A 20514-nucleotide genomic window follows, 5' to 3' on the forward strand; every position below is an offset into this window, starting at 1 on the left:
CCGGGCGCCGCACCGCCCGGCCGCTACCCGGCGTAGGTGATCAGCTCCAGCAGCGACCCGTCCGGATCCCGGAAATAGACACTCGTGCCGGGCCCACGCCCGCCGTTGCGGGTGACCGGGCCCGCCTCGACCTCGACGCCGTGGCGGCGCAGGTGCTCGATCGCCGCCTCCGCACTGCCCGGCCACACGAAGCACAGGTCACTGCCACCCGGCACGACCGGCGGACGCGCCACCAGGGTCCCGGCATCCACGCCCGGACCGTGGACGTTGAGCTGCTGATCACCGAACCGGAACGCGACCCGCCCGTCAGGGTGGTCCACCACCTCGGCACCCAGGACGTCGCGGTAGAACACCGCCGAGCGTTCCCAATCACTGACCGCGATCACACAATGGTCGAGCCTGATCCCCCCGTCGCGCATGCCCGGACCCTACCCCGCGACCACCGCCGCCGTGGTGCCGTTCCGGCCCCGCTCACACATCGGTCAGCGGGGTCTTCGCGGGCTCGTCGAGGCGCAGGATCGTTTCCTCGATCTCCGCACTCCGCGCCCCGGCGAACGAGATCTCCGTGCCGACGACCGCGAACCCGGCCCGCCGCAGCACCCTGAGCGACCGTACGTTGTCGCTCGCGGCACGGGCGAACAGCGGCCGCACGCGAACCGACGCCAGCAGCAGGGCGAGCGCCCGCCCGGCGATGCCCCGGCCCCAGCACGACCTGTCGATCCAGTACGTGACCTCGGCATCGCCGTCAACGACGAAACTGCCGACACTACCGACGAGCCGCCCATCGACGGTCACCGCCCGGATCGTCACCTCGGGCGACGCCCTGACCTTCGCCATGTGCGCATCGAAGGCGGCCCGGTCATCGGGATCTCTGGCCACGAAGGCGGCCATCCGCACCGACTCGGGATCCCGCATCTGTTCGAACAAGGCATCCAGGTCGGAGTCCTCGACCGGGCGCAGCCCCACCTCAGCCATGCGTGCCTCCGTCGATCGGCAACTCGGGGACGTTGTAGGGGTCGACCAGGCCGCTCAGCCGCACCGCGTCAACGACGGCGGGGTCGAGCAGCAGCGCCGTTCCCTCGTTGCCGCCGCAGTACAGCGTGAAAACCCGCGCCGTGGCCCCGCACTCTGCCAGCAACTCGTTGACGACCGCCAGCGGCCGCACCGTTGCGGAATGCCACGCTTGCCGGCCCGACCAGTCCGCCGGCCCCCAAACCCGGCACCGCCGGCCGTTGATGTTCAGCACGTACTCGTCGTCGTCGGACGTCGGCAGCCGCACCACCTCGACCCGCAGCTCGACGCCATGCCGACGCAGCGCGGGGGCCATCGCACGCAGCAATTCCTCCACGCCGCCCTCGGCGAGATCCTCGCCGTCCGCGAAGAACTCCAGCCCCTCGAACGCGTCGCCCATGAACGGATACTCGCCACCGGCAACCGCCCGCATCTGCTCGCCGGCCGCGGCCGCAGACAGGTGGCTCCAATGCCCGAGCTCCAACAAGGTGCGAGCCAGCCGCGGCCACCCGCCGTCGCTGCGACGACCGGCGCGAGAGCGTCGTGCCGTCGCGGCGCCGCGACTCCGCCAGAACATCACGTCACGCTAACTGATCGGGACGCCGGCCGGCTCGGGGTCGTCCTGCAGGAAGCCGGCGAAGGCTCGAGGCCTCCTCGACGTCGGTTACCTCCACCCGGAAATGCCGCTCGGGCGCGCCTTCCCTGCGCTCGAGCGCATACCAGCCCGGCCGGGTGCCGGCCCGTTCGCCGTAGCCGACGCCCGACAGCTGGGCGCTGACCACGCAAGCGGTCCGCGCCGGCACCCGCCCGCCGGCGACGGTGCTCTTCGACGAGGGCGTCTTCGACATCCTCGACGAGCGCGGCCACACCGCCGACGACCTGTGCACCACGTACCTGGGCAATCTGGTCCTGCGGCACCCGACGCTGCGCCAACTCGCCGACCTCGAGCCGGGCTCGATCGCCACCGCCGCACCGGACGGCGCCTGGCGGCGGGCCCCGCTGTCCGAGCGGCACCGCACCGACAGCGTCGAGGGCTGGGAACGAGGCACCGCTGGTCTCGGCTGAGGCGTGGTTGGCACGTCGTCGGGCCGCCGGCCCGCCTCTCCTACCGGGCGCGGCCGACTCGCCGGACGCGGACGGCACCTCGGCACCTCGATCCGGCGCCCGGCACTGTGCGTCTCCTGCGGCACGCGGTGTTTGATGTCCTAGGAAGCTAGGATTTAAAGCCACCGCGCCGCCCCGGATGTCTCGCCCGTCGGGCGAACGTGCGATCGGTGTGGCCGGGGCGGCCGTATGTCTCCGTGATCATGACCCCGCCATGGCCGCACCACGGGTTTGCCATGATCCCGGAGACTTGTGGTACACGGGCGTACATCAACGCTCCGGGATCATGAAAAACCGTTGGTGTCAGCAGCGGGTGCAGCATGATCGCGGAGACTTTCGGTCGGCGTGCTGTGCTCCGCGGCGTGCGGCGCCCGCGGTGGGCGACTGGACGCGCAGCGCACGGGCAGCACCGGCAGCACGGTCGCCAGGGGGCATGGCGGCGCCGGTGGTGGTGGTCGCGGGTGGCGGCCGCCCGCGATCAAGCGCTCGCCACCCTCACACACCACGCCAGCGGGCCGTGGCCCGCCCCACCACGCCGGGCGGGCGGGCAGGGGTCAGGCGGACGGGAGCTGCTCGATGCGCCGCGGGATCAGCAGGACCACGAGCAGGCTGCAGACGCCGACCACGGCGACGGCCAGGAAGACGTTGTGGGTGGCCGCGTACAGGCTGGCCCGGACGTAGTCGGCGACGTCGGCCGGCACCGAGCCGCCCTTGAGCACGATGCTGGTCGCGTCCGCGCCCGAGGTCAGTGCGGGGCGCACGTCCGGCGGGGCGGCCGCGAACCGCCGGTCCAGGGTGGTGTTCGCGATCGCGCCGAACACCGCCACGCCGACGGCACTGCCGATCGAGCGGGCGAACATGTTGGTGCCGGTCACGACGCCGCGGCGGTCCCAGCCGACGACGGACTGCACGGCCACGAGCGTCGGCGCGGCCGTGAGACCGAGGCCCATGCCGACGATGAAGCAGGCCAGGGCCAGCATGGCGATCGTGGTGCCCTCGGAGAGCAGGAAGCACAAGCCGGTGCCGACGATGATGATCGCGGCGCCGGACAGGGCGGTGTTGCGGAAGCCGATCCGCAGGTACACCCGGCCGGACATGGCGGCCGTGACCGGCCAGCCCAGCGTCACCGCCGCCACGACGAACCCGGCGAGCACCGCCGAGGCGCCGAGCACCCCCTGGGCGAAGTTCGGCACGTAGGAGCTGAGGCCGATGACCAGGGCGCCGACCGTGACCGAGGCGAGGTTGCCGCCGATGAGGGTACGGCTGCGGAACACCCACAGCGGCAGGATCGGCTCGGCCGCGCGGCGTTCCACCAGCACGAACGCCGTCACCAGGACGGCGCCGAGGACGAAGATGACCACGCTGGGCGCGGACAGCCAGGCCCACGTGATGCCGCCCTCGAGCGTGCCGAGGATGACCAGGGTGCACCCGCTGATCAGCAGTCCCGCGCCGAGGTAGTCGATGCGGTGGCGGCGGCGCTCCACGTTCTCGCGCAGGTGCCGCAGCAGCATCCACGCCGCGGCCAGGCCGAGCGGCAGGTTGACGAAGAAGATCCAGCGCCAGGAGAGGTACTCCGAGAAGACCCCGCCCAGGGTCGGCCCGATGACCGACGCCACGCCCCACACGCCGGCGACGTAGCCCTGCACGCGGGCCCGTTCCTCGACCGTGTACAGGTCGCCGATGATCGTCATGCTCATCGGCTGGATCGCGCCGGCGCCGATGCCCTGCACGGCGCGGAACACGATGAGCGTGAGCATGCTCCACGCGGCGCCGCACAGCACCGACCCGGCCAGGAACACGCCGATGCCGAAGAACATGACCGGCCGGCGGCCGAGCGTGTCGGCGAGCTTGCCGTACAGCGGGGTGGTGACCGCCGCGGTCAGCAGGTAGACGGAGAACAGCCAGGGAAAGTGCGCGAACCCGCCGAGATCGCGCACCACCGACGGCACGGCCGTCGCGATGATCGTGCTGTCCAGTGCGACCAGGCCGGTGGTGAGCATGACCGAGCCGAGCACCGGGCCGCGCTCGGAGCGCAGCCCGATCCCGCCGGCCCGACGGGTGAAAGTGGCCTCCTGCATAGCCACACCTTACGATGATTCGGTACCGGTGGAGATCGGCGCCCGCGCCGGCCGGGCGCGCACGTGGACGCGCTCCCCCTGCGGGCCGAAGAGGCTCAGCACCTCGGTCAGCGTGTCGGTCGGGTTGGCGAACCAGTGCGGCGTGTGCGTGTCGAACTCGGCGGCCTCACCGGCCGCCAGCAGCAGGTCGTGGCCGCCCAGCACCAGGCGCAGGCGGCCGGAGATGACGTACAGCCACTCGTAGCCCTCGTGCGACTGCGGCGTGGGCGGCCCGGGCGGGGTGTGCGGCGGGTACAGCAGCTTGAAGGCGTGCGGGGCGCCCGGCCGGCGGGTCAGTGGGAGGTATGTCACACCGTGGCGGACGATCGGTTCGGGGTGGACCCGGGGGTCGTCCGGGTCGGCGGCGCCGGCCAGGTGGTCCAGCGTCACGCCGTGCGCCCGGGCGATCGGCAGCAGCAGGTCCAGGGCCGGGCGGCGCTGCCCGGACTCCAGCCGGGACAGGGTGCTGACCGAGATGCCCGTCTCGGCCGACAGCGCGGTCAGGGTCATGGAGCGCTGCTCGCGCAGGCGGCGCAGGCGCGGCCCGATGTGCTCGTCCATGCCCCCAGTTTGCCATTCTGGCAAGGATCTTTGCCGATGGTGTACCCCTGACGCAGAGTCGGCGGCATGGATGAGCGATACGACGTGATCGTGATCGGCGGCGGGGCCGCAGGCCTCAGCGGTGCGCTGACCCTGGCCCGGGCGCGGCGGCGAGTGCTGGTCGTCGACGCCGGGCAGCCGCGCAACGCCCCCGCCGCGGGCGTGCACAACTACCTCGGCCGGGAGAACACGCCGCCCGGTGACCTGCTGGAGATCGGGCGGGGCGAGGCCGGGCGGTACGGCGCCGAGTTCGTCGCCGGGACCGTGACCTCCGCCCGCCGCGACGGCGACGACGGGTTCCGGGTGACCCTCGCCGACGGCTCGGCCCGCCTCGCGCGCCGGCTGCTGGTCACCAGCGGGGCGACCGACGAGCTGCCCGACATTCCGGGCCTGGCCGAGGGGTTCGGCCACTGGGTGCTGCACTGCCCGTACTGCCACGGCTGGGAGGTCCGCGACCGGCCGGTCGGCGTGATCGCCACCGGCCCGCTCGCCGCGCACCAGACCCTGCTGTGGACGCAGTGGACCGGCGATCTCGTGCTGTTCACCAACGAATGCGAGGTGCCGGACGTGCCGGCCTCGGTGGCGGTGGTCGGCGGGCGGGTGAGCAAGGTCGACGAGAGCGGCGTACACCTGGCGGATGGACGGCACGTCGAACGGGAGGCCCTCGTCGTAGCCACGAAGGTGGAGGCGCGGGCCGGGTTCCTGGCGGAGCTCGGGCTCGGCACCGCCGGCGTGGAGATGCAGGGCGAGGTGGTCGCGACGCACGTCCCGGCCGACCCGATGGGCCGGACCGAGGTGCCCGGCGTGTGGGTGGCCGGCAACGTCACCGACCCGATGGGGCAGGTCATCACCGCGGCGGCGGCCGGCATGCGCGCGGGCGCGGCGATCAACATGGATCTGCTCGCTACCCCGTGACGGCGAGCACGGGCACCGGCCCGCTCGGTACCGTGTGACGGGTGAGCACCGGCGAGGAACGCGACGGGGTCGCGCTGACGAACCTGGACCAGCCGCTCTTCGAGGGCGCCGGCGCGACCAAGCGCGACCTCGTCGACTACCTCGACGCGGTGCACGACCGGATCCTGCCGGTGCTGCGCGACCGCCCGCTGTCGGTGGTGCGCATCATGCGGGGCCAGGACGCATTCATGCAAAAGAATGTTCCGCGGTACACCCCGGAATGGGTCAAAACCGTGCACATGTGGGCCGAATCGTCGAAGCGGGACGTCGCCTACGCCCTGTGCGACGACCGCCGCACGCTGCTGTGGTTCGCCAACCAGCGGGCGGTGGAGTACCACCCGACCCTGATCCGCGCCGGCGACTGGGCGCACACCACCCACCTGGTCCTCGACCTCGACCCGCCGGAGGGCGACGCGTTCGGCCTGGTCGTGCGGGCCGCGCACCTGGTCCGCGAGGTGCTCACCGGCGCCGGGCTGCGCGGCGCGGTGAAGACCAGCGGCGCGAAGGGCGTCCACGTCTTCGTGCCGATCCGCCCCGCCCCGATGGAGGACGTCGCCGCCGCCACCCGCGCCGTCGCGGCGCGCGCCGAGCGCCTCGACCCGGCGCTGGCGACCACGGCGTTCATCCGCGAGGACCGCCACGGCAAGGTCTTCGTCGACCCGACCCGCTCGGGCGGCGCGACGGTGGTGTCCGCGTACAGCCCGCGGCTGCGCCCCGGCTGCCCCGTGTCGTACCCGCTGGACTGGCCCGACCTGGACGCGGTCTCGCCGCGCGACTTCACCGTCCACACCGCGCCGGGCCTGCTCGGCGCCGCCGACCCGTGGTCCGCGCACATGCCGGCCCCGCAGGACCTCCCGGCCGACCTGATCGCGGAGGGGCACACCATCCCGATCCCCCGCGTCCAGGCAATGCACGAGGGCAAGCGCCGCGCCCGCGCCAAGCGCGAGGCCGCCGGCTGATGCGCGTCCGGATCGACCCGCCGGCCGAGGCGTGGGCCGCGCGCGGCGGCGCCCTGGCCGCCGAGGTCCACGCCGCGGCCGGGCCGCTGTCGCTGGGCGTCGCGCACATCGGCAGCACGGCGATCCCGGGCATGGCCGCGAAGCCGGTGTACGACCTGCAGATGCGCGTCGCCGCGCTCTCCCCGGCGCCGTGCTCGGCCCTGGACGAGCCGCTGGCCGGGCTGGGTTTCGCCCGCCGGCCCTACGAGCGCGACCACGTGCCCGCCGGCCGCCCGGACCCGCCGTCGCGGTGGCGCAAGCGGTGCTACACCCGCGGCGCCCCGGAGCCGGTGAACCTGCACATCCGCCTGGCGGGTTCGCCGAACGAGCGGCTGGCGCTGCTGTTCCGCGACTGGCTGCGGGCGCACCCGGCGGCCGTGGCCGCGTACGCCGCGTTCAAGCTGGTCCTCGCCGACCACGTCGCCGATCTGGGCCCCTACACCGACGTCAAGGACCCGGTGGTCGACCTCGTCGTCGCCGCGGCCGAGGACTGGGCCGCCGCGACCGGCTGGACAGTGACGTACGAGACTCCGGGCGGCTAAATCGGGAGAGCGCTCCCCCGCCGTCGCGTAAGGTGCCCACGTGGCTCTGGGGATTAGCGTCGACCCGGCCGGGAGCGTCGCCGGGCGGACCGGGCGCACGCTGGTACCGCTCGGCGTGATGTTCTTCTTCGTCGGCCTGTCGATCGCGGTCGTCGGCCCGTTCCTCTCGCTGTTCCTCAGCTCCGAGGTGCACGCCGGCCCGGCCCGCGTCGGCGCGTTCCTGGCCGCCGGCCCCCTGGCCATGGTCGTCTCCTCCTCGGCCCTGGGCCGGCTGTCCGACCGCCGCCCGATCCGCCGCCGCCTGCTGCTGACCGCCGCCGTGGCCGGCTGCGCAAGCTCGGCCGCCACCGCGTTCGTGCGCGACTACTGGCTGCTGTTCGCCCTGACCGTCACCGTGACCGCCCTCAGCGGCGCGATGTTCCCGCAGGCCTTCGCCTACGCCCGCGAGGTGCTGCAGCAGCGCGGCTCGACCCGGGCCGCGATGGCGATCAGCACCCTGCGCATGCTGTTCTCGATCGCCTGGGTCGCCGGCCCGCCCGTGGCCGCGTTCCTGCTCCAGGCCGGCGGGTTCCGGGTGTTGTACCTCACCGCCGCCGCCATGTACGCCGTCGCCGCCGTCGTGGTGCTCGTGCGCCTGGAGGAGGTCTCCCCACCGCCCCACGCCGAGCGCCCACCGGCCGCCCGCGCCGGCGTCACGGTCCTCGCGATCGTCACCGCCCTAGCCCTCATGCAGGCCGCCGGCGTCCTGGGCGTGCAGGCGATGTCGCTGTACCTGGCCCACGTGCTGCACGCCCAGCTCCGCGACGCCGGCCTGATCCTGGGCCTGTGCGCCGCGCTGGAAATCCCCCTGATGCTGGCCTTCGGCGCCCTGTCCACCCGCTTCCCGCTGCGTCACCTGATCATCCTGGGCAGCTCCGTCGGCGTGGTCTACTACGCGCTGGTCACCCTGGCCGCGCACAGCTGGCAGGTCGCCGCCCTGCAGGTGCTCAACGCGAGCTTCATCGCCGCGGTCCAGGGCCTGGGCATCTCCTACGTCCAGGAACTCCTACCTGGCGAACCCGGCCGCGCCGCAACCTTGGCCGGCAACGCCTTCCCGATCGCCGGCATCCTGGCCGGCCCGCTCCTGGGCCTGGCCGCCCACCTGGGCTACCGGTACGCCTACGCGGCCGGCACCGCCCTCTGCCTCAGCGGCGTGGCCCTCTTGCTCGTCACCGGCCACCGCCACCCGACCGCCACCCCGGCCGAGCCCGTCGCGTTGGACACCCGCGCCCCGTCGCCCGCGGCCTGACCTGCGGAGCCCGTCGCGCTGGACGCCCCCGCCCCGTCGCCCGCAGCCTGACCTGCGGAGCCCGTCGCGCCGGACGCCCCCGCCCCGTCGCCCGCAGCCTGACCTAGAGGCGCACGCGCCGCCCACCGACGCCTGACCGTATCCACCCGCCGCACCGCATCCACACCGGCCACCGCGGCCTAGCGCGCCGCGACCGGCGCACCGCTGTCGCACCGCCTCCCGCCGCCGAACGAAGATCGCGACAGTGCCACGTTCGAAAACCGTGACACTGTCACCGTCGACGACCTCGACACTGTCACCACCAGAAACGTGACAGTGTCACCGTCGACGACCTCGACACTGTCACCACCAGAGACCCTGACAGTGTCACCGCCTGAAACCATGACAGTGTCACCGTCGAGAACCGTGACAGTGTCACGGCCAGGACGCGTGAGGGTGTCACGTCGAGAACCGTGACAGTGTCACCGCCAGAGACCATGACACTGTCACCGTCGGGAACCTCGACACTGTCACCGCCAGACCGTGACACTGTCACCGTCGAAATCGTGACAGTGTCACTGTCGTAGACCGTGACACTGTCACGGTCGTTGAAGACCGTCGGCGCCGAGCCCGGCACACCCCGCCCCAGCCGGAACCGTGAGGTCCGCAACTCCCGCTGCAGCCAGTCGCAGCACCGGCACCGCTGACCCCATCTGCCGACCGAACATAACTCTCCGCGATCATGCGCGTTTCCGTCACGAAGCTGCTGATTTCCATGATCGCGGAGAGTTTCTGCACCTATAGGTACATGGACCATCCGCGATCATGAAAAAGCGTCGCGCGCGACTTGAGTCGCGCATGATCACGGAGAGTTTCTGCCGGGGGCCGGCACGGCGTGTCGGCATGTGCACGACGTTGCATAACCGAAATGTCGGATATGTCCGTCACGGAGTGGCGGACATATCCGGAACCGGCGGAGTTGCCGGGCAAAGGAGACGGAGACGGGGGACAGGATGGGGACGGGCTAGCTGGAGATGGCGCGGCGGCGTTGTTTCTTGGCGCGGTTGCCGCACGCGTCCATCGAGCACCAGCGGCGGCTGCCCGGGCGCGACGCGTCCAGGAACAGGGCGTTGCAGTCCGGGTCGGCGCACTCGCGCACCCGGTCCAGCATCGGCGACGTCACCAGGTCCAGGGCGTCGCGGGCGACGAGGGCCAAGGTGCCCGTGACCGCATCGTTGGCGTACCAGCGCAGGTCGCCCCGGTCGTCCAAGCCCGGCACCGGGATCGTGCGGGCCGCCGCGGCGTTCACCCGGTCGCGGGCCGACGGCGGCGCGGAGGACAAGGGGCGGCCGGCGCGGGCCGTGGACAGCAGGTCGTAGACCGCCTCGCGCAGGACCCGGGCGTCTTGGACGATCGGGGACGGCACCACGCAGCCCGGCATGGGGGCCACCGGGCCGCACAGAGCGACCCAGGCGGCCAGGGCCGGGCCGTCGGGCAGGTCCTCAACCTCGTGACCCGTGCCGCGGTGGCGCTGCGTCCGGATGAAATCCAACGATAGCCGTCCGGCTCCCGGTCGGAAATCCATCCGCCCACCCTAGGCCCTCAGCGCAGTGTGGCAACAATGTCACGGAGGGCCGAACGGACGGCGTCGGGGCGCTGGACGTGGAAATACTGGTGCGAAGCGCCCTCGATCTGGCGTTGTTCGCCTCTTGGTACCGATGCCGCGATCGCCGCGTGCAGCGAACAAATGCCGCCGTGGGCGCGGGCCAGCAGGTCGGGAGGCAGGTGCTGGGCCCACAGGGGGTTGGGGTCGGCGGCGGTGAGCACGATCAGCGGCACGTCCGGCAGCGGGCCGCCGGCGGCCAGCTCGGCGTAGACCTCGTCCTCGAGGTTGCGGCCCTCCACCAGGCCGGTCCGCCAGTTGGACAGGCGGTGTTCGACCAGCGGTGCGCGGATCTCGGGCGGCCACTCGGCGTACAACCGCAGCAAGGCGGCGCGGGAGGCGGACAGCTGCTCCTCGGTGAGGTCGGGCAGGTTCTCCCAGGTGGGCTTGAGCTGTTCGTTCATGGCGACCACCTCGGGCGGCAGGTAGCGCAGGACGTCCTCGTGGCCGGGGTCGACGAACAGCAAGCCGGCGACGTCGGCGGGGAACAGCTGGGCGAAGCGGCGCGCGTAGACGGCCCCGATGGAGTGGCCGGCCAGGACGTAGGGACCGGCGATCCCGGCGGTCCGCAGCGCCGCACGCAGCTCGGTCGCCACGGCCGCCGCGGAGCGGGGCAGGTCGGCCGGGTCGCTCCATCCCGTTCCGCCGCGGTCGTAGGCGATGGCGGTGGTGAGCTCGCCGGCCTCCTTGACGACGTTGTGGTACTCCAGGCCGACCAGTCCGGCCCCGGGCAGGAACACGACCGGCGGGGAGCCCTCGCCGGCCCGGTAGAGCGCGATTCGCCGCCCGTCGACCGTCACGAATGTTCTCATGTCTGCGAACATTAGCAGCCGTGAGAACATATGGGAATGGACCCCGTCGAGCTCCTGCTGCACCCGGTGCGGCTGCGGATCGTGCACGCCCTGTCCGGCGGGCGCACGCTGACCACCCAGCAGCTGTGCGAGCGGATCGGCGACGCGTCGAAGGCGACGGTGTACCGCCACGTCGGGCTGTTGGTGGAGGCCGGCATCCTGGAGGAGGCCGGGCAGCAGCGGGTGCGCGGCTTCGTCGAGCGCCACTACCGGCTGCACCGGGAGCGGGCGACGATCAGCGCGGAGCGGGCCGCGGCGGCCACCCTGGACGACCACCGGCGGGCGTTCGCCGCGGCGATGGCGGCGCTCCTGGCCGAGTACCACGCCTATCTCGGCACGCCGGCCGCCGACCCGGCCGCGGATCAGGTCGGCTACCGCCAGCACGCGGTGTGGCTCACCCCGGCCGAGCGGGAGGCGCTGATCGCGGGCATGCGCGCCGCGATCGTGCCGCACCTGGGCAACGAACCGGCGGCGGACCGGGCGCAATACCTGCTCAGCCCGATCCTGTTCCCGATCTCACGCGGCGAGCGCGGCGAGCGCGGCGAGCGCGGCGAGCAGAGCTCAGGCCGTGCGGAGGCCTGAGCGGCCGTGACGGCGAGCGGTGCGGCGGCCGGAACGCATAGGTTGGTACCCATGACACAGACGACGACGCGACTGACCGGCTACGCCCACGGGGGCGGGTGCGCGTGCAAGATCCCGCCCGGCGAGCTCGAGGCCGTCGTGTCCGGCCTGGTCGGCACCGCCGTGCCGCAGGGGCCCGGCGAGCTGGTCGTCGGCCTCGACGACGGCGACGACGCGGCCGTGGTCACCCTCGCCGGCGGCACCGCGATCGTGGCCACCGCCGACTTCTTCACCCCGGTCGTCGACGACGCCTACGACTGGGGCCGGATCGCGGCCGCCAACGCGCTGTCCGACGTCTACGCCATGGGCGGCCGGCCGGTCGTCGCGGTGAACCTGCTGGCCTGGCCCCGCGAGGTGCTGCCGATGACCCTCGCCGCCGAGGTGCTGCGCGGCGGCCTCGACGTCGCCCGCGAGGCCGGCTGCCACGTCGCCGGCGGGCACTCGGTCGACGACCCCGAGCCCAAGTACGGCATGGCCGTCACCGGCATCGCCGACCCGCACCGCCTGCTGCGCAACGACCGCGGCCGCCCCGGCCTGCCGCTCACCCTCACCAAGCCGCTCGGCATCGGCGTGCTCAACAGCCGGCACAAGGCCACCGGCGAGCCGTTCCCGCACGCCGTCGCCGCGATGACCACCCTCAACCGGGCCGCGTCCGAGGCGGCCCTGGCCGCCGGCGCCGAGTGCGCCACCGACGTGACCGGGTTCGGGCTGCTCGGCCACCTGCACAAGCTGGCCCGGGCCAGCGGCGTGACCGCCGTCGTCGACGCCGCCGCCGTGCCCTACCTCGACGGCGCCCGGCAGGCCCTCGCCGACGGCTTCGTCAGCGGCGGCACCCGGCGCAACCTCGACTGGGTCCGCCCGCACCTGGACGCCCCCGGGATCGCCGAGGACGAGCTGCTGCTGCTCGCCGACGCGCAGACCTCCGGCGGCCTCCTCGTCGTCGGCGAGCTGCCCGGCCACCCGGTCGTGGGCGAGCTCGTCCCGTTCGCCGGTGTCACCCTACGGGTGCGCTGAGTCAGCTTCCTGACGGCGCGGTCACCCCTCGGTTCCGGAGCGCCTCGGCGGCTTCGGCGCCCGTCGCAGACCGTGACAGCGGTGGTGCTCAAGGGCTGATCCGCCGCCGGGCCGCGGCGGGGTGCTCAGCCCCGCTGCGGCTCCACCACGTACTTCGGGTCCTTCGTCGAGGCGACGCCGGCCTCGAAGATGCCGAACCGGGTGGCCAGGGACCCCGCCAGCAGCGCCGCCCCGGACAGCGCGGACAGCGCCCGGCTGCGCCGGCCGAGCAGCGCACCGGCCGCCCCGGCCAGGTTCAGCGCCCGCGCCGCGCGCAGCAGCCGGCCCGCCCGGCCGGTGCGGTAGGGCTCCGACACCAGGCCCAGCCCGGTCTCGAGCCGGTGGGTGGCGGCGATTTCCAGGGCCACGCCCGCGACCGCGAGGGCCCGCGCCGGGCCGCCCTCGTGCGCCGGCGCGCCGATCAGGCCGACGGCGGCGCCGCTGGCCAGGGCGCTGCCGGCGAACGCGAACGGCAGGTCGGACCGGGCCGCGTGCCACGACGGCGCCGCGGTGTCGGCGATCAGGACCGCGGTGTAGGTGGCCAGGCCCGGGGCGAGCGCGGCCGCGCCCAGGCCGGCGGCCCGCCCGGCGCCGCCGACGAACCCGCGGGGCCGGGCCTCGCTGGCGGCGGCCAGGCCGGCGGCGCCGCCGAACGCGCTGAGGATCCAGGTGCCGACCGACATCGGCGACGTCGGCTTGGCCACCCGCAGCATGTGGTGGAAGCGCTCGGGCCGGCCGAGGTCGTTGATGAGGAAGTAGGTGCTCGCGCCGACCGCGCCGAGGGCGGCCAGCCGGGCCGCGCGGCGGGTCTTCGGCCGGCCGGTCAGGTCGGCGCCGGCGGCGAGCAGGGCGCTGCCGGCGGCGAGGCCGCCGGTGAAGAGGTACGCCGGGATGTCGTGTTTCCACACCGGCGCCTTGAGGATCGGCCGGCCGTAGTACGAGCGGAACTCGGCCTTGGGGACCCTGATCTCCTCTTTCACGGGCGCCTTCCCAGGAACGCCACGGCCACCGCCGCGGCCATCGTCAGCGCGGCCAGGCCGGCCCGCTTCCACATCTGCGGCAGGTCGCGGGTGCTGGCCACCGGGGCGGGCGGCAGGCCGTACACCTCGGGCTCGTCGAGGAGCAGGAAGAACGCGCCCTGCCCGCCGACCCCGTCCTCGGGGTCGTGGCCGTAGAGCCGTGCCTCCGGGCGGTCCAGCTGCTCCAGCCGCGCCTGGGCCCGCTCGCGCAGCTCGTCGAGGGGGCCGTACTGGATCGACTTGGTCGGGCAGGCGGTGGCGCAGGCCGGCTGCAGCCCGTCGCCGATGCGGTCGTAGCACAGCGTGCACTTCCAGGCCCGGCCGTCGCCCTCGCGCCGGTCGATGACGCCGTAGGGGCAGGCGGAGATGCAGTACCCGCAACCGTTGCAGATGTCGGCCTGCACGACGACGGTGTCGAACTCGGTGCGCAGGAGCGACCCGGTCGGGCACACGTCGAGGCAGGCCGCGTGCGTGCAGTGCTTACACACGTCCGACGACATCAGCCAGCGCATCTCCCCCGGGGCGTCCGGCGCGGGCTGCTCGATGAAGGCGACGTGCCGCCAGGTGTTGGCGTCGAGCTGGCCGGTGTTGTCGAAGGACATGCCGAGCAGGTCGAACCCGTCGGCCGGCACCGCGTTCCACTCCTTGCAGGCCACCTCGCACGCCTTGCAGCCGATGCAGACGCTGGTGTCGGTGAAGAAGCCCATCCGCCGTGCCGGTGCCGTCACAGCCCCGCCCTCCGGTTGTAGTCGTCCACGAGCGCGCGCAGCGCCGCACCCCGCGGGCGGCGGCCGGGCCGCACGTCGCAGGTGCCCACCTTGGTCTCCTGGATCAGCACGTTGGGGTCGAGCACGATGCCGACGAGGTCGTTCGCCGAGTCGCCGCGGACCAGCCCGGAGCCGCCCCAGTGGTACGGCAGCCAGATCTGGTGCACCGGCCGCCCGTCGACGCGCAGCGGCCGCATCCGCTGCGTCACCATGACCCGTGCCTCGATCGCCGACCGGCTGGTGACCACGTGCGCCCAGCCGAGGTGGGCCAGGCCCCGCTCCTGCGCCAGGGCCGGGGAGACCTCGACGAACATCTCCGGCTGCAGTTCCGAGAGGTACTCCAGGGTGCGGCTCATCCCGCCCGCGGTGTGGTGCTCGGTGAGCCGGCTGATGGTGAACACGAACGGGAACACGTCGCTGTGCACCGGGTTGATCGGGTTCTCCGAGCGGTGGTACTGCTTGCGGGTCGGGTTCGTCTGCTGCGGGTACAGCGGGTTGGCGATCGGCGACTCGGCCGGCTCGTAGTGCGTCGGCAGCGGGCCGTCGACCAGCCCGCTCGGCGCGAACAGCCAGCCCTTGCCGTCGCCCTGCATGACGAACGGGTCGTCGCCGGCCAGCGCCGCCGACCCGGACGCGCCCGGGTCCGGGCGGTACGTCGGCGGCTTGGTCTTCTCGAAGTCGGGCACGTCGGGGCCGGTCCACTCGCCCTTGTCCGGGTCCCACCAGATGTACCGTTTCCGCTCGCTCCACGGCCGGCCGTCGGGGTCGGCGGAGGCGCGGTTGTACATCATGCGCCGGTTCATCGGCCACGCCCAGCCCCACTCGAGGCCGACCGGGTCGTCGGCGGAGGCGGGCGTGCGGCGGGCGGCGTGGTTGACGTCGCCGGCGTACACCCCGGAGTAGATCCAGCAGCCGCAGGCCGTGGACCCGTCGTCCTTGAGCTGCGCGAAGCCCGGCACCACGGCGCCCGTGCGCACGTCGAAGCCGTTGATCTCGCGCAGTACCGCCGACGCGGACGGCTCGTCGTGGACACCGTGCGTGGGGTAGTCCCAGGCCAGGTCCCGCACCGGCCGGTCCCGCTCCAGCGCCGAGCCGGCCAGCCGGGCCTTGAGCAGCTTGCCGAGGTGGTAGAAGAACCACAGCTCGGAGCGGCAGTCGGCCGGCGGGTCGACGGCCTTCTCCCGCCACTGCAGCAGCCGCTGGGTCTGGGTGAACGTGCCCTCCTTCTCCACGTGGGAGGCGGCGGGCAGCAGGAACACCTCGGTCTTGCACTGCTCGGGCACGATCTCGCCGGTCTCGACCTCGGGGCCGTCGCGCCAGAAGGTGGCGCTCTCGATCTCGTAGAGGTCGCGCACGACGAGCCAGTCCAGCTGCGCCATGCCCAGCCGCTGGGCGCGGCCGTGCGCGGAGCCGACGGCCGGGTTCTGGCCCAGCAGGAAGTACCCCTTCACCTTGCCGTCGAGCATGTCCAGCACGGTGCGGTAGGTGCCGTGGTCGCCGGTCAGCCGCGGCAGGTACCCGTAGCAGAAGTCGTTCTCCGCGGTGGCCGCGTCGCCGAAGTACGCCTTGAGCAGGCTGACCGCGTAGGCGCGCGCGTTGCCCCAGAAGCCCTTCTGCCCGGGGTGGCGGATCGCGTCGACCCACTCGCCGAACGTGTCGTGCGTGCCCGCCGACGGCATCGGCAGATACCCGGGCAGCAGGTTGAACAGCGTCGGGATGTCGGTGGAGCCCTGGATGCTGGCGTGCCCGCGCAGCGCCATGATCCCGCCGCCGGGCCGGCCCATGTTGCCCAGCAGCAGCTGGATGATGGCGCCGGTGCGGATGTACTGCACCCCGACCGAGTGCTGCGTCCAGCCGACCGAGTAGACCAGCGCGGTCGTGCGCTCCCGGCCCGAGTTGCGGGTCCACGCCTCGCAGACCTTCGCGAACTGCTCCGGCGGCACGCCGCACACCTGCTCCACCATTTCCGGGGTGTACCGCGAGAAGTGCCGCTTCAGGATCTGGTACACGCACCGCGGGTGCTGCAGCGTCTCGTCCCGCCGGGTGTCGGCCGGGATCGGCACGCCGTGCGACTCGTGGCGCATCGCCGCGGCGGTCTCCCGGGTCTGGTGGCCGTGCTCCGTCTCGTGCTCGTGGCCCTCGTAGCGCCACGACGACGGGTCGTAGGCCGCCTTGTCCACGTCGAAGCCGGAGAACAGCCCGTCGAGGTCCTCGGTGTCGCGGAAGTCCTCGCCGACGATCGTGGCCGCGTTGGTGTAGGCCACGACGTACTCGCGGAAGTCCAGCTCGTTGCTCAGGATGTGGTTGACCACACCGCCGAGGAACGCGATGTCCGACCCGGCCCGGATCGGCACGAACATGTCGGCGACGGCGCTGGTGCGCGTGAACCGGGGGTCGACGTGGATGACCGTCGCCCCGCGGGCCTTGGCCTCCATCACCCACTGGAAGCCGACCGGGTGGGCCTCGGCCATGTTCGAGCCCTGGATCACGATGCAGTCAGCGTTGGCCAGGTCTTGCTGGAAGCCCGTGGCGCCGCCGCGACCGAAGCTGGTCCCCAGACCGGGGACGGTGGCGGAGTGTCAAATCCGGGCCTGGTTCTCGATCTGCAGTGCGCCGATCGCCGTGAACAACTTCTTGATCAGGTAGTTCTCTTCGTTGTCCAGCGTGGCGCCGCCGAGGCTGGCGATGCCGAGCGTGCGGTTGAGCGGCCGGCCGTCGGCGTCGGTGTCCTGCCAGGTCTCCTCCCGCGCGGCGACGACCCGGTCGGCGATCATCTCCATCGCCGTGTCGAGGTCGAGGTCCTCCCAGTCGGTGGCATAGGGCCGGCGGTACTTCACCCGGGTCGCCCGCAGCGGGCTGGTCACCAGGCTCTTGCTGGCCGAGCCCTTCGGGCAGAGCCGGCCGCGGGAGATCGGGCTGTCCGGGTCCCCCTCGATCTGGGTGACCTTGCCGTCCTTGACGAACACCCGCTGGCCGCAGCCGACCGCGCAATACGGGCACACGGACTTGGCCACCGAGTCGGCCTGCGTGGTCCGGGCGGTGATCGCCTCGGTGCGCGCCGACCGCACCGCCGCGCCGCGGCCGGTATGGTCCGGCCCGGTCAACTGGCGATACACCGGCCAGCGCCGCAACCACTCCATGCGCGCGACTCTACGCTCTTGACGAGCATTAGGCTCGGCGAGTGATCGCCGGCTGCCGTGTCCTCCTCCTCGCCGACACCCACGTGCCGGCCCGGGCCCGGGACCTGCCGGCGGAGGTGTGGGCCGCGGCCGAGGCCGCCGACCTGGTGATCCACGCGGGTGACTGGGTGGCCGAGCCGCTGCTGGACGCCCTGGAGGCGCGGTCGCGGCGGCTCATCGGGGTGTACGGCAACAACGACGGCCCGCCGCTGCGCGCCCGCCTGCCCGAGATCGCTTCGGAAACCGTCGCCGGCGTCCGGCTGGCCGTGGTCCACGAGACCGGCCCGGCCGCCGGCCGCGAGGCCCGCTGCGCCGCCCGTTTCCCCGGCCGCGACCTGCTCGTCTTCGGCCACTCCCACATCCCGTGGGACAGCGTCGCCGCCGGCGGCCTGCGGCTGCTCAACCCCGGCTCCCCCACCGACCGCCGCCGCCAGCCGCACGCCACCTACCTGACCCTGACCCTGGCCGGCGGCGCGATCAGCGACGTGCTCCTGCACCGCATCGCCCGCTAGCGCCCCAGACCACCGCGTTCCTGCTTCCTGCGCGACCCAGCCGGCGTCCTGCCCCGCCACCCCCTGGTCACCACGGCGGCTTCCCCGACGGCAGCTGGCCCCGACTCGCCCGACCCACGCCCTCGCCGGGCCCGGCACCCCCCTTGGGCGGCAGCCGATCCCAGCCCACCGACGCCATGCACCCGCGCTGCCCCAAGCCGATCCCGGCGCCGCCGGACCCATGTCCTCACCCGGCCCGACGCCGCCACGCCGGCGCGCTCCCGCTGCCTTGGTCGTCCCCCCAGCCGCTGGCCGACCCTGTGACGACCGACCGCCGCCGCCGAATGTCTCCGTGATCATGCTCGACCGGCTGTGTGCACCGCGGGTTTCTCATGATCCCGGAGTGATCATGTACACCTGGGTACCGTAAGGCTCCACGATCATGAAGAACCCGGCGTTTCGCCGTGGCGGCGTGCGTGATCACGGAGCGATAACGCCGACGAATCGGATATATGCGTCGTCAGGGTATAAATCCGAAAAGTCGTGGCACGGAGTGCCCGACTTTTCGGATGGCCAGCACGGTGCGCGCGTTCCGGGGCACCGGCGGTATGACCGGGTCCGGGGCGGGTAGCTCCCCGGACCATGACGACAGTTGAGCAGGGCACCGTGATCGTGACCGGCGCGAGCCGCGGCATCGGCGCGGCGATCGCGAAGCGGCTGGCCGGCGACGGGTACGGCGTGGTCGTGAACTACGCCGCCGATCAGGAGGGGGCCGAGTCGGTCGTCGCCGACATCCGCCGGCGCAAGGGCCGGGCGGTGAGCGTGCAGGCGGACGTGGCGCAGCCGGACGACGTCGCCCGGCTGTTCGAGCGGTCCCGCAGCGAGCTCGGGCCGCTGGCGGCGCTGGTCAACAACGCCGGGACGCTCGGGCCGGAGGCGCGCGTCGAGGAGCGCCGGCCGGACGAGCTGGCCCGCCTCATGCAGGTCAACGTCGTGGGTCCGATGCTGTGCGCGAAGCACGCGGTGCAGCAGATGTCGACCACGCACGGCGGGGACGGCGGGGCCATCGTCAACATCGCGTCGGTGGCCGGGCGGACCGGTGGCATGCCGGGCTCCGTGCCGTACGCCACCACCAAGGGCGCGATCATCACCTTCACCCACGGCCTGTCGAGGGAGGTCGCGGGCGAGGGCATCCGGGTGAACTCGGTGTCGCCCGGGATCATCGAAACGGAGATGTCGGCGTCGACGTCGTGGGCCGAGGAGGCCGCGCAGACCACCCCGATCGGGCGCTACGGCCGCCCGGAGGAGGTCGCCGACGCGGTCTCGTGGCTCGTCTCGCCGTCGGCCTCGTTCGTCACCGGCAGTGACATCGAGGTGTCGGGCGGCCGGTGACCGCCTAGTGCTTGCGCTCCTCGCCCGACTCGGCGCCGGCGATGACCGTGGCCAGGGCGGCCCCGTCCTGGACCGGCGGCACGTCGGCGGCGGCCGCCTGGCCCGGCTCCGCGTCCTTGGGTGCGGGGCCTACCGCGGCGGCGAGCAGGGCCGAGTTCGGGATGTTCAGCGGCCCGTCCGCGGTCTCCAGCATGGTGTACAGCAGCCCGGCCGACACGATCACGCCCACGTGCGGGCCGTTGATCGCGCCGGACATGACCCGGACCTGCTGGCCGGGCACATACGGCCGGGCGAAGAGCAGCACCAGCCCGGCGAACAGGTTGCCCAGCACCGGCTGGGCGGCCAGCCCGACGACGATGCCGGTGATCGCGCCGCCGACGAGCAGCTGGCGCAGCTGGACACCGAGCAGGTCGCACACCGCCAGTGCGGTGATCAGGTAGCCGCCGAGCAGCACGAACAGCCGCAGCGGCGTGCCGGCCACGGCACCGGCCCGGGCCACGGCGATGCGCTGGACCTCGCGGGCCGCGGTCCGGGTGGCGGCGAACCCGGATATGGCCGTGAGCAGCCCGCAGCCGTAGGCGATGAGCCGGACCCGCAGCTCCTCGGCGTGCACGCCGCCGATGTCGTGCCCGGCGATCAGGGCGGCCAGGGCGATGGCGCCGAACACGACCGTGCGGCGGAAGTCGGGCCGGACCCGCAGCTCGATGACGCGCAGCGCGTCGAGCGTGTCCGGCGGCGCCACGTCGGCCACCGCCTGGACCAGCTCGAGGTTCGCCCGGGGGCCGGGCAGACCGCTGTTGCCCCGCAGGTGGGCGGGCCAGGCGGCCGGTGGGAGCTCCCGCAGTACCGCCGCGTGCTCGTGACGACGACCCATGCGGGCACAGT

The 20514-nt window shown here is 73.2% G+C and carries 20 protein-coding genes; 9 read left to right on the forward strand and 11 right to left on the reverse strand.

Going from position 1 to position 20514, the window contains the following annotated elements; genetic code table 11:
* Positions 1-23: 23 nt before the first annotated feature.
* From ACQPXD_RS31755 to ACQPXD_RS31765, 3 genes are read right to left on the reverse strand one after another with little or no spacing between them, the layout of a single operon-like run.
* The gene (locus tag ACQPXD_RS31755) at positions 24-419 is read right to left on the reverse strand and encodes a VOC family protein (RefSeq protein ID WP_432825007.1); all 396 of its coding nucleotides are present in this window, start codon (positions 417-419) and stop codon (positions 24-26) included.
* 52 nt (positions 420-471) lie between these two features.
* Positions 472-975, reverse strand: a complete 504-nt coding sequence (locus tag ACQPXD_RS31760) for a GNAT family N-acetyltransferase (protein ID WP_432825008.1) — start codon at positions 973-975, stop codon at positions 472-474.
* The gene (locus ACQPXD_RS31765; RefSeq protein WP_432825009.1) at positions 968-1498 is read right to left on the reverse strand and encodes a hypothetical protein; all 531 of its coding nucleotides are present in this window, start codon (positions 1496-1498) and stop codon (positions 968-970) included. The genes ACQPXD_RS31760 and ACQPXD_RS31765 overlap by 8 nt, the downstream gene beginning before the upstream one ends.
* A 332-nt stretch (positions 1499-1830) precedes the next feature.
* On the opposite strand from ACQPXD_RS31765, the gene ACQPXD_RS31770 reads away from it, so the two are divergent.
* Positions 1831-2076 (forward strand): hypothetical protein, encoded by a 246-nt coding sequence (locus ACQPXD_RS31770; protein ID WP_432825010.1) that lies wholly within the window; start codon positions 1831-1833, stop codon positions 2074-2076.
* A 593-nt stretch (positions 2077-2669) separates the two neighbouring features.
* Here the strand turns inward: ACQPXD_RS31770 and ACQPXD_RS31775 are convergent.
* A complete protein-coding gene (locus ACQPXD_RS31775) occupies positions 2670-4193 on the reverse strand; it encodes an MFS transporter (RefSeq protein WP_432825011.1) in 1524 nt (507 codons plus the stop codon).
* A 9-nt stretch (positions 4194-4202) separates the two neighbouring features.
* A complete protein-coding gene (locus tag ACQPXD_RS31780; protein WP_432825012.1) occupies positions 4203-4793 on the reverse strand; it encodes a helix-turn-helix domain-containing protein in 591 nt (196 codons plus the stop codon).
* A 66-nt stretch (positions 4794-4859) separates the two neighbouring features.
* Here ACQPXD_RS31780 and ACQPXD_RS31785 point away from each other — a divergent pair, with 66 nt between their 5' ends.
* From ACQPXD_RS31785 to ACQPXD_RS31800, 4 genes are read left to right on the forward strand one after another with little or no spacing between them, the layout of a single operon-like run.
* Positions 4860-5747: an NAD(P)/FAD-dependent oxidoreductase gene (locus ACQPXD_RS31785; protein ID WP_432825013.1), complete on the forward strand. Its 888-nt coding sequence runs from the start codon at positions 4860-4862 to the stop codon at positions 5745-5747.
* A 41-nt stretch (positions 5748-5788) separates the two neighbouring features.
* Positions 5789-6745 (forward strand): DNA polymerase domain-containing protein, encoded by a 957-nt coding sequence (locus ACQPXD_RS31790; RefSeq protein ID WP_432825014.1) that lies wholly within the window; start codon positions 5789-5791, stop codon positions 6743-6745.
* Positions 6745-7326 (forward strand): GrpB family protein, encoded by a 582-nt coding sequence (locus ACQPXD_RS31795; RefSeq protein WP_432825015.1) that lies wholly within the window; start codon positions 6745-6747, stop codon positions 7324-7326. The genes ACQPXD_RS31790 and ACQPXD_RS31795 overlap by 1 nt, the downstream gene beginning before the upstream one ends.
* A gap of 40 nt (positions 7327-7366) precedes the next feature.
* A complete protein-coding gene (locus ACQPXD_RS31800; RefSeq protein ID WP_432825016.1) occupies positions 7367-8614 on the forward strand; it encodes an MFS transporter in 1248 nt (415 codons plus the stop codon).
* 1003 nt (positions 8615-9617) lie between these two features.
* Here ACQPXD_RS31800 and ACQPXD_RS31805 read toward each other — a convergent pair.
* Entirely contained in the window at positions 9618-10145 is a 528-nt protein-coding gene (locus tag ACQPXD_RS31805) for a CGNR zinc finger domain-containing protein (protein WP_432825017.1), read from the reverse strand.
* A gap of 50 nt (positions 10146-10195) precedes the next feature.
* The gene (locus ACQPXD_RS31810) at positions 10196-11068 is read right to left on the reverse strand and encodes an alpha/beta fold hydrolase (protein WP_432825018.1); all 873 of its coding nucleotides are present in this window, start codon (positions 11066-11068) and stop codon (positions 10196-10198) included.
* A 36-nt stretch (positions 11069-11104) separates the two neighbouring features.
* On the opposite strand from ACQPXD_RS31810, the gene ACQPXD_RS31815 reads away from it, so the two are divergent.
* Entirely contained in the window at positions 11105-11689 is a 585-nt protein-coding gene (locus ACQPXD_RS31815; RefSeq protein WP_432825019.1) for a helix-turn-helix domain-containing protein, read from the forward strand.
* Between the two features lie 51 nt (positions 11690-11740).
* Positions 11741-12742 (forward strand): selenide, water dikinase SelD, encoded by a 1002-nt coding sequence (gene selD, locus ACQPXD_RS31820; RefSeq protein WP_432825020.1) that lies wholly within the window; start codon positions 11741-11743, stop codon positions 12740-12742.
* A 125-nt stretch (positions 12743-12867) separates the two neighbouring features.
* On the opposite strand, the gene nrfD is transcribed toward selD, so the two are convergent.
* The 3 genes from nrfD to fdh are packed head-to-tail and all read right to left on the reverse strand — an operon-like array spanning position 12868 to position 17707.
* A complete protein-coding gene (gene nrfD, locus ACQPXD_RS31825) occupies positions 12868-13761 on the reverse strand; it encodes an NrfD/PsrC family molybdoenzyme membrane anchor subunit (RefSeq protein ID WP_432825021.1) in 894 nt (297 codons plus the stop codon).
* Positions 13758-14507 carry a 4Fe-4S dicluster domain-containing protein gene (locus ACQPXD_RS31830; protein WP_432844030.1) on the reverse strand — a complete coding sequence of 250 codons (750 nt, stop codon included), beginning with the start codon at positions 14505-14507 and terminating at the stop codon, positions 13758-13760. Before ACQPXD_RS31830 ends, nrfD begins: the two co-directional genes overlap by 4 nt.
* A 17-nt stretch (positions 14508-14524) precedes the next feature.
* Positions 14525-17707: a formate dehydrogenase gene (gene fdh, locus ACQPXD_RS31835; RefSeq protein WP_432825022.1), complete on the reverse strand. Its 3183-nt coding sequence runs from the start codon at positions 17705-17707 to the stop codon at positions 14525-14527.
* A gap of 41 nt (positions 17708-17748) precedes the next feature.
* Here fdh and ACQPXD_RS31840 point away from each other — a divergent pair, with 41 nt between their 5' ends.
* Positions 17749-18258: a metallophosphoesterase family protein gene (locus tag ACQPXD_RS31840; RefSeq protein ID WP_432825023.1), complete on the forward strand. Its 510-nt coding sequence runs from the start codon at positions 17749-17751 to the stop codon at positions 18256-18258.
* 621 nt (positions 18259-18879) lie between these two features.
* A complete protein-coding gene (locus tag ACQPXD_RS31845; RefSeq protein WP_432825024.1) occupies positions 18880-19629 on the forward strand; it encodes an SDR family NAD(P)-dependent oxidoreductase in 750 nt (249 codons plus the stop codon).
* Between the two features lie 4 nt (positions 19630-19633).
* On the opposite strand, the gene ACQPXD_RS31850 is transcribed toward ACQPXD_RS31845, so the two are convergent.
* Entirely contained in the window at positions 19634-20503 is an 870-nt protein-coding gene (locus tag ACQPXD_RS31850; protein ID WP_432825025.1) for a mechanosensitive ion channel family protein, read from the reverse strand.
* Between the last annotated feature and the right edge of the window lie 11 nt (positions 20504-20514).

The organism is Dactylosporangium sp. CA-092794 (assembly GCF_050948465.1).
Taxonomy (GTDB): Bacteria; Actinomycetota; Actinomycetes; order Mycobacteriales; family Micromonosporaceae; genus Dactylosporangium.